At 68.5% G+C, this 6,627-nt stretch carries 4 protein-coding genes and 2 pseudogenes; 1 reads left to right on the forward strand and 5 read right to left on the reverse strand.

What is annotated here, in order from left to right:
- The 4 genes and pseudogenes from ACWDYJ_RS35630 to ACWDYJ_RS35645 all read right to left on the reverse strand — a co-directional run.
- Nucleotides 1–377: pseudogene (locus ACWDYJ_RS35630) on the reverse strand (thymidine kinase); the annotation flags it as partial.
- A 65-nt stretch (nt 378–442) separates the two neighbouring features.
- The gene (locus ACWDYJ_RS35635) at nt 443–811 is read right to left on the reverse strand and encodes a 6-pyruvoyl trahydropterin synthase family protein (RefSeq protein ID WP_451569756.1); all 369 of its coding nucleotides are present in this window, start codon (nt 809–811) and stop codon (nt 443–445) included.
- 58 nt (nt 812–869) lie between these two features.
- Nucleotides 870–3,560: an AAA family ATPase gene (locus ACWDYJ_RS35640; protein WP_451569757.1), complete on the reverse strand. Its 2,691-nt coding sequence runs from the start codon at nt 3,558–3,560 to the stop codon at nt 870–872.
- Nucleotides 3,561–3,863: 303 nt separating this feature from the next.
- Nucleotides 3,864–5,027, reverse strand: a complete 1,164-nt coding sequence (locus tag ACWDYJ_RS35645) for a plasmid pRiA4b ORF-3 family protein (RefSeq protein ID WP_451569758.1) — start codon at nt 5,025–5,027, stop codon at nt 3,864–3,866.
- A 148-nt stretch (nt 5,028–5,175) separates the two neighbouring features.
- Here ACWDYJ_RS35645 and ACWDYJ_RS35650 point away from each other — a divergent pair, with 148 nt between their 5' ends.
- On the forward strand, nt 5,176–6,306 hold the full coding sequence (locus tag ACWDYJ_RS35650; protein ID WP_451569759.1) for a hypothetical protein: 1,131 nt from the start codon (nt 5,176–5,178) through the stop codon (nt 6,304–6,306).
- Nucleotides 6,307–6,333: 27 nt separating this feature from the next.
- Here ACWDYJ_RS35650 and ACWDYJ_RS35655 read toward each other — a convergent pair.
- Nucleotides 6,334–6,627, reverse strand: a pseudogene (locus ACWDYJ_RS35655) (thymidine kinase); the annotation flags it as partial.

Raw genomic sequence — 6,627 nt, forward strand, 5'->3', positions numbered from 1 at the left:
ATCAGCCGCTGCGAGCCCGGGAACAGCTTCGTGCGGAAGTCCGTGGTGATACCGAACGCGAAGACGTCCATGTCCAGGTCGTCCACGATGCGCGCCAACTGGTCGATCTGCTCCGGGGCCAGGAACTGGGCCTCGTCCACGATCACATAGTCCACCCTGCCGCCCTGCGAGAGCTGCGCGACCAAGTACGCGTACAGATCCATGCCCTCGGTCGCCTCGACCGCCTCCGTCACCAGGCCGAGGCGGGAGGACAGCTTCCCCTCGCCCGCCCGGTCGTCACGGGTGAAGATCACACCCTGCAGGCCCCGGGCCGAGCGGTTGTGGCCGATCTGGAGCGCCAGTGTCTTCTTTCTTGACCAACCACCAACTCGCGCCAGAGTCCGGTGCTCCCGTTACCCCGAGGTCGACGCACAGGTGGAAGGCGGCCCCGATCGCGCTTCCGTCAGCCGGGCCGGTACTCAGCCCAGGTCTTGGGCGTCTCCGAGACCTTGACCGCCGTGAGCTCGGGGATTCGTTCCCTCCAGAGGTCGAAGATCCATACGGCGAGATTCTCCGCCGAGGGTGAGGCACCCCCCCCCATCGCCTCATTCAAGTGACGGTGGTCGAGGGTCTCATCCATCCATTTCTTGAACGCATCGAGATCCCGATAGTCCCGTACGAAACCCGCCTCGGTGAGGTCCTCCCGGCGGGCGCAGAGCTCGAGTACCACGACATAGTTGTGTCCATGCATGCGGGCGCAGGGGTGCCAGCTCGGCAGTCGGTCGAGAACGTGACTGGCCGAGAAGTGAAACTCCTTGGTGATCGTCAGCATGGCCACCCCAGTCTGCCCGCGAGCGGCGGAACTCCCTCCGGCATGAGTGCTTCACGCATCACCGATCGACCTCGCCGTCTCCGAGAATGGCACGGTTGAGCGATACGCCGGCCAGGAAGCGGTCCCGCATCGCGTCATCGGCGATCAGGTCCGCCTTGCGCAGGACCGCGCCCCGGGCACGGTCGAGCAGTGCCCGCGCTTCGTCCTCGGATCCGCCTGCCGAGAGGACGAGCGCCGAGTGGTAGAGGACCTCCTCCGTCCGCAGCGCGGGCATGTCCCCGACCTCTTCCAAGATGCGGAGGGCCTCCCGCGCATGCTCCTCGGCTCCCTCCACGTCGCCCTTGCGCACCAGAATCCGGCTGCGCAGGGAATGCGCGGCAATCTCACTGCGCACCATGCCGCTGTGCCGCGTCTCGACACATGTGGCGACCGCCAGCCGTTCCGCCCCGTCGAGCGCCTCCCCGTACTCGTCCGCATGGTCGAGCAGCACTTCCGCATAGAGATTCCGCACGATGGGGACCAGATTGGCCAGCCACGTCCGCTCTGTTTCCGCCCAGGCCTCGGCGATCAGCCGACGGCTCTCGTCCGGGTCTTGGGAACGCTGCGAGACAATACGGGCGAGGAGCGCGGCATTGTAGGCGTGCCAAGCGCTGTCACCGCCACGGTCCGCCTCGAAATCGAGAGCTTCACGCAGGGCCTCCTCTGCCTTCCCGTAGTCGCCGAGGCCCACGTGCACCTGGGCGAAGTAGTTGAGCGCTATAGGCAGCTCCGCCTTCAACGGCTCGTCGCGCAACCGCGTGACACACCGGGTCAGCCTCGTCAGCGCCTCGGTCAAGTGCCCGCTGTCGAAGAGGGTGATGCCGAGCTGCATCTCTCCCAGATTGCGGGCGTGCTGCAGGACCGGCTCACCGCTGCCGCCCAGGCGCGGGTCCGAGGCGTACATCCGTTCCGCCTCCCGGAGCTGTGCCAGGCCATCGGCCAGCCTCCGCTTGGAGACCTGGCGGCCGTATTCGACACGGGCCACGAAGAGTGCGACCGGGTCCCCGTGCTCCTCGGCCAGCTCCACGGCAGCGGCCAGCTTGACCAGTGAAGGTCCGAGTCCCTGCGTGGCGAGCAGGGTCTTGCCGCGCAGCAGCGTTGCGCGGATGGCCAGTTCCGGCTCCGCGCACCGGGTCGCCGCGGCCTCCGCCTCAGCCGCCAGGTCGTCGATGTCGGGTCCGCCTGCAGGCCGGCTCTGTCCTCGCCAGCGCACCTCGGTCAGCGAGAGCAGCAACTCCACGGCCTGTACGAAACGCCGGTCCCGGCCCTCCGTACCCGTCGGCAGATCCCGGGTGGCCTTGATCACCTCTTCACAGTGCCGCTCGGCCTCGGCGAACGACAACCCTTCCGTGGCCGCGTCGCGCGCAAGCGAGAAATGGGCGTCGGCCGACGCTGCGAGACAGGCAGGGCCGCCCTGTCTCAGATGACGCGCGATCTCCAGCCGCCGCTCCAGCGATGTAGTCTCCGGTTGCGCCTGGCTGAGCGCCACCGCGATACGTGCGTGCCGCGACCGCATCTGCTCGGCGCTCTGCTGTGCGTAGACAACGCTCCACAGCGCGCGGTGCTCAAAGCGGTAGCAGTCCGCCGCTTCCCAGCGCGCCCATGCGGGAGGCGCCTCGGGGACGATCAGACGGTGATCCCGGGCGATCAGCCGCAGCCGCTCCATCACAACGTCGTGCGACATCCCCGTGACTGCCGCGACCGTGCCAGACAGGAACACGTCCCCTTGGGCGGCCCCAGTGGCGATCAGAGCACGGTCCTGCTCGGTCAGTGTGCGCAACCGCTCCTCCACCACCCGCGAGAGGGTAGGCGGCAGGGCCACATCGGCCCCGTGGTCGGGGCTCCACTCGTCCAGGCAGAGCGTCACGAAGATGGTATGACCGCCCGTCAGCTCCGCCAGTTGGTGCGAGAGGGCAGGCGGAGCCGCCGGATGCCGCTGTGCGACAAGTTCGGCGATCGCGTCCTGTGGCAGTCCCCTCATCGTCCTGCGCCGTAGTAGCCCTTCAGTGGCCCAGCGGTGCAGCAGCGCCTCGACCTTGGATTCCCGGCCGTCCGCGTACGCTCCGTCGCTCGTGTGACTGAGTACGATGGCGAGCTGCTCCTGCGGCAGTTTGCGTAGAAGCTGGTCGAGGACGAACTGGCTGCTCTCGTCGATGTGCTGGACGTCGTCGATCACGAGCGCGGTCGGCGGACCCTGCCTGACCACCTCCAGCAGGCCGTCAACGATCCTGAGCGCTGCCGCATGCCGAAAAGGCAACAGGCTGTCGAAGGGCATCGACCCGGAATCGAGCGAGGCCTCTGTGATCTCCCTGCCCAGCGTGAACACCGCCCCGAGTCCGGGAACGATCGCGGACAGCACCTCCGGCGCTGATCGGACCACTCCCTGACCGGTGGCACCAAGCATCCTCCTGAAGACACCGCGCCGCTTGGGCTCCTGGTCTTCGCCGAGCTTCAGGAGTAGATCGAGCACCGGCCCGTACATCAGGTCCGGCCCGATTCCGGGTTGACACCTGGTGGACACGATCCGACACCTCGCGGGACCCGGAGACACGACAGCCTCGGCCTCGAACGCCCTCAGCAGAGCGGACTTACCCATTCCTGACACGCTGTCGAAAGCAACGGCCTGGCCGCCTCGCCCTTCCGCAAGCCCGGCCAAGACCGAGCGCAGTTCCTCCATGTGCTCAACGCGATCGACGAATCCGATCGGCACTACACGTCTCCCGTCCCATGGCTTTCATGGAGCTTCACAGCCCATATCGGCACGCGCCGCCAACGGTAGATCATCTGGGTGCGGCATGCCCGTGACTCGGCGAGATCAGCTCATCCAAGTGGTGCTACCACCTCGCCTCCACCATGCCGGCTTCCAGACAGGCTTACTGGGGCATCCGCCATGTCAGCCGAGCCGCGACCGCTCCCCGCAGCCCTTCGGCACCGTCCGACTCTCGGGCGCGAGAGTACGAGGGCCGTGCGCCCACACCGAGCCCGCCCAGGGGTGGCGCCCGGGATGGGTGGGTTACATCTGCTGGAGTCTGTCATTGGCTTCGCCGGGGGTGAACCGGGCCGGGTCGAACCCCACCCCGGAGTCAAGGCCAAGCCACCGCACGAGGTCGTCGTGCTCCGTCCGCGTCGGATCGGCGAGAGTCCGCTTGAGGTCTTCATAGGCCCCGGCGCCTCCGCAGTCCTCAGGAGGGCACGCGCCGGAACCGGCTACGCAGACGGGATAGATCCGGTCCGCCTCGGCTGCGATCCGGTGCTCCACCGTGACGCGGTGGTCCCAAGAGTCACCGAAGTCGTACGTGTACGCAAGGCTCCCTCCCTCCTTGAGCAGGGCGCCGAGAGTGACGCCCCGCTCGTCCCGGAAGTCGAGCTCGGTGTTGGCCCGGCCGTACTGGACGCCGTCCACGGTGAAGGCGTGCATATGGCTGTTCTCCCAGCCCATGACAGCCTGGATCACAGCATGCGCTTGGTCGAGCCGGGCCGCGGCCGGCACCAGCACACGTCGCCAGACCGCCGGTTCGACAATGTCCTCCAGATCGATGCGCAGCTGGAACACCGGTTCTCCGGGGAGCGGTTCGCCGCGCATCACGGCCACGGCCCGCCTGCCCTGACCGGTCAGCTCCACGGTGTCATCGTCGCTTCGGACCGCCCCGAGGGCCGCGAGGGCGTCGAGCAACAGCCGCACGTCACGGTCGTTGCTACCGCGCCAGCCCCGCAGCCGCTCGGGCGGCACATCGTCGAGGATGTAAGGAGCGGTCACCGCCTGCCACACCGCTCTGCGCAGCGCGTCGCCGGCGACCGGGCCGCGAGCCGCGTAGAGCCGATGCAGCAGCGTCCGCAGGCCGGCGGCATACTCCTGCGAGAAGACCGACTCAAGCCACCCCGAGACCAGTACGGCACTCCCGATGCGCGGGACCGCTTCGAAGAGGGCGTTCCACAGGCCGTCGGGCCGGTCGAGCAGCCGGGCGTTCTTCTTCACCGGGAGCAGACGGCCACCGGCAACCCTCAGCAGTCGGGCGGCCTTAGCCCATTCCGCCAGCAGGTTGAGGTGGTACAGCTCCTCGCTGGACTTCGTCTTGAACATCCGGTCGCCGATCACCGGGTCCATCTGGTCGCCGGTGCCCAGCAGCTCCACCAAGGTCCGGGCGTCCGCGAGAGTGATGCGGCCGGTCTGCGTCAATTTCCGTCCCGCGCCGATCCACCCGACCAACTCCCGCACCTGTCCCACTGTCTTGCCATGAGACTCGTCCACAATCGCTCCGTTCCGTGCCCTCGCCGCCTCGCCGAACCAACCCTCCCGCACCGCCGTCAGCCGTAGGGTGCTTCCGGTGAGCGAGTACCAGTACTACGAGTTTCAGGCCCTCGACCGGCCGCTGAGCGGCGACCAGCGGGAAGCACTGCGGGGCGTCTCCAGCCGTGCCAGGATCACCGCCACCAGCTTCACCAACGAATACCACTGGGGCGACCTGCGGGGGAATCCGCGAAACCTGGTGGAGCGGTACTTCGACGCCCATCTGTACGTCGCCAGCTGGGGCACACGCCGGCTGATGCTCCGCCTGCCCCTACAGCGCCTGGCCCTGCGCAGCGTCCAACCGTACGCTCTCGGCCACCACGTCGAAACCTGGGCCACCCGGACCCACCTTCTCCTCGACCTGACCAGCGAGGACGAGGGCGGCGACTGGGTCGAGGGAGCCGACGATTCCCTGGCCGCCGTCATCGGCGTACGCGAGGAACTCGCCACCGGCGATATGCGGCCCCTCTATCTGGCGTGGCTCTCCGCCCTCTCTGCCTGGGAAGCCGAGGACGACGACGAAGAGGAGTACCAGTCCGCCCTGGAGCCTCCCGTCCCCGTCGGCCTGGGCGAACTCACGGCTCCGCAAAGCGCGCTCGCGGACTTCCTGCGCGTCGACACCGACCTGCTCGCTGTCGCCGCACAGAGCAGCACCGCGGCACCGGAACCCGCGGCCGGTCTGACACGGAAGGAGCTCGCGCGACTCGTCTCCGCCCTCCCGGACGAGGAGAAGGACGCCCTACTGGTGCGCCTCGCCCTCGGCCCGGAACCCCACTTGCACAGCGAACTCCTGCACCGTCTGCGGGAAACCTCCGCCCCAGCGACCGCACCCGGTCGCCGGACCGCCGCCCGGCTGCTGGATGCGGCGCACACCCGCCGCGCCGAGCGCCACGGGCACGCCGAACGCGACCGGTTGCGAGCCCGCGCCACGCGCCTGACCGCACTCGCCGCCGAGGCGGACGTCATCTGGAACCAGGCCGAAGCACACATCGCCTCCAAGAAGACCAGTGCCTACGACGCGGCTGTCGCCCTCCTTCGTGACCTGCGCGATGCCTGCGCTCACGCCGGACACGGTGTCGATTTCCAGCAGCGTCTGGGGCTCCTGCGCGACACCTACCGGAGCCGGCCCGGCCTCATCCACCGTCTCGACAGTCACGGTCTCCGGTAACTCGGCCGCCGGCATGGAAGAAGACGGTCAGGCGTGGTTGACGGGGAGGACGTCCGGGGAGAGGGCGCCGGCGTGGGCCGCGGCCGAGGTCATGCGCTTGCGGTGGTGGCGGCGGCACAGGACCTCGTAACCGATCTCCCCCGCCGGGCGGTTCACGTCCCCGACCACCACCTGCGCGCCTTCCACGACCATCTCGCCGCCCACCGTGCGGGCGTTGTGCGTGGCACGGGCGCCGCACCAGCACAGGGCCTCGACCTGGAGCTGCTCAAGCCGGTCCGCCAGCTCGATCAGCCGCTGCGAGCCCGGGAACAGCTTCGTGCG

Source organism: Streptomyces sp. NPDC003042 (assembly GCF_053591315.1).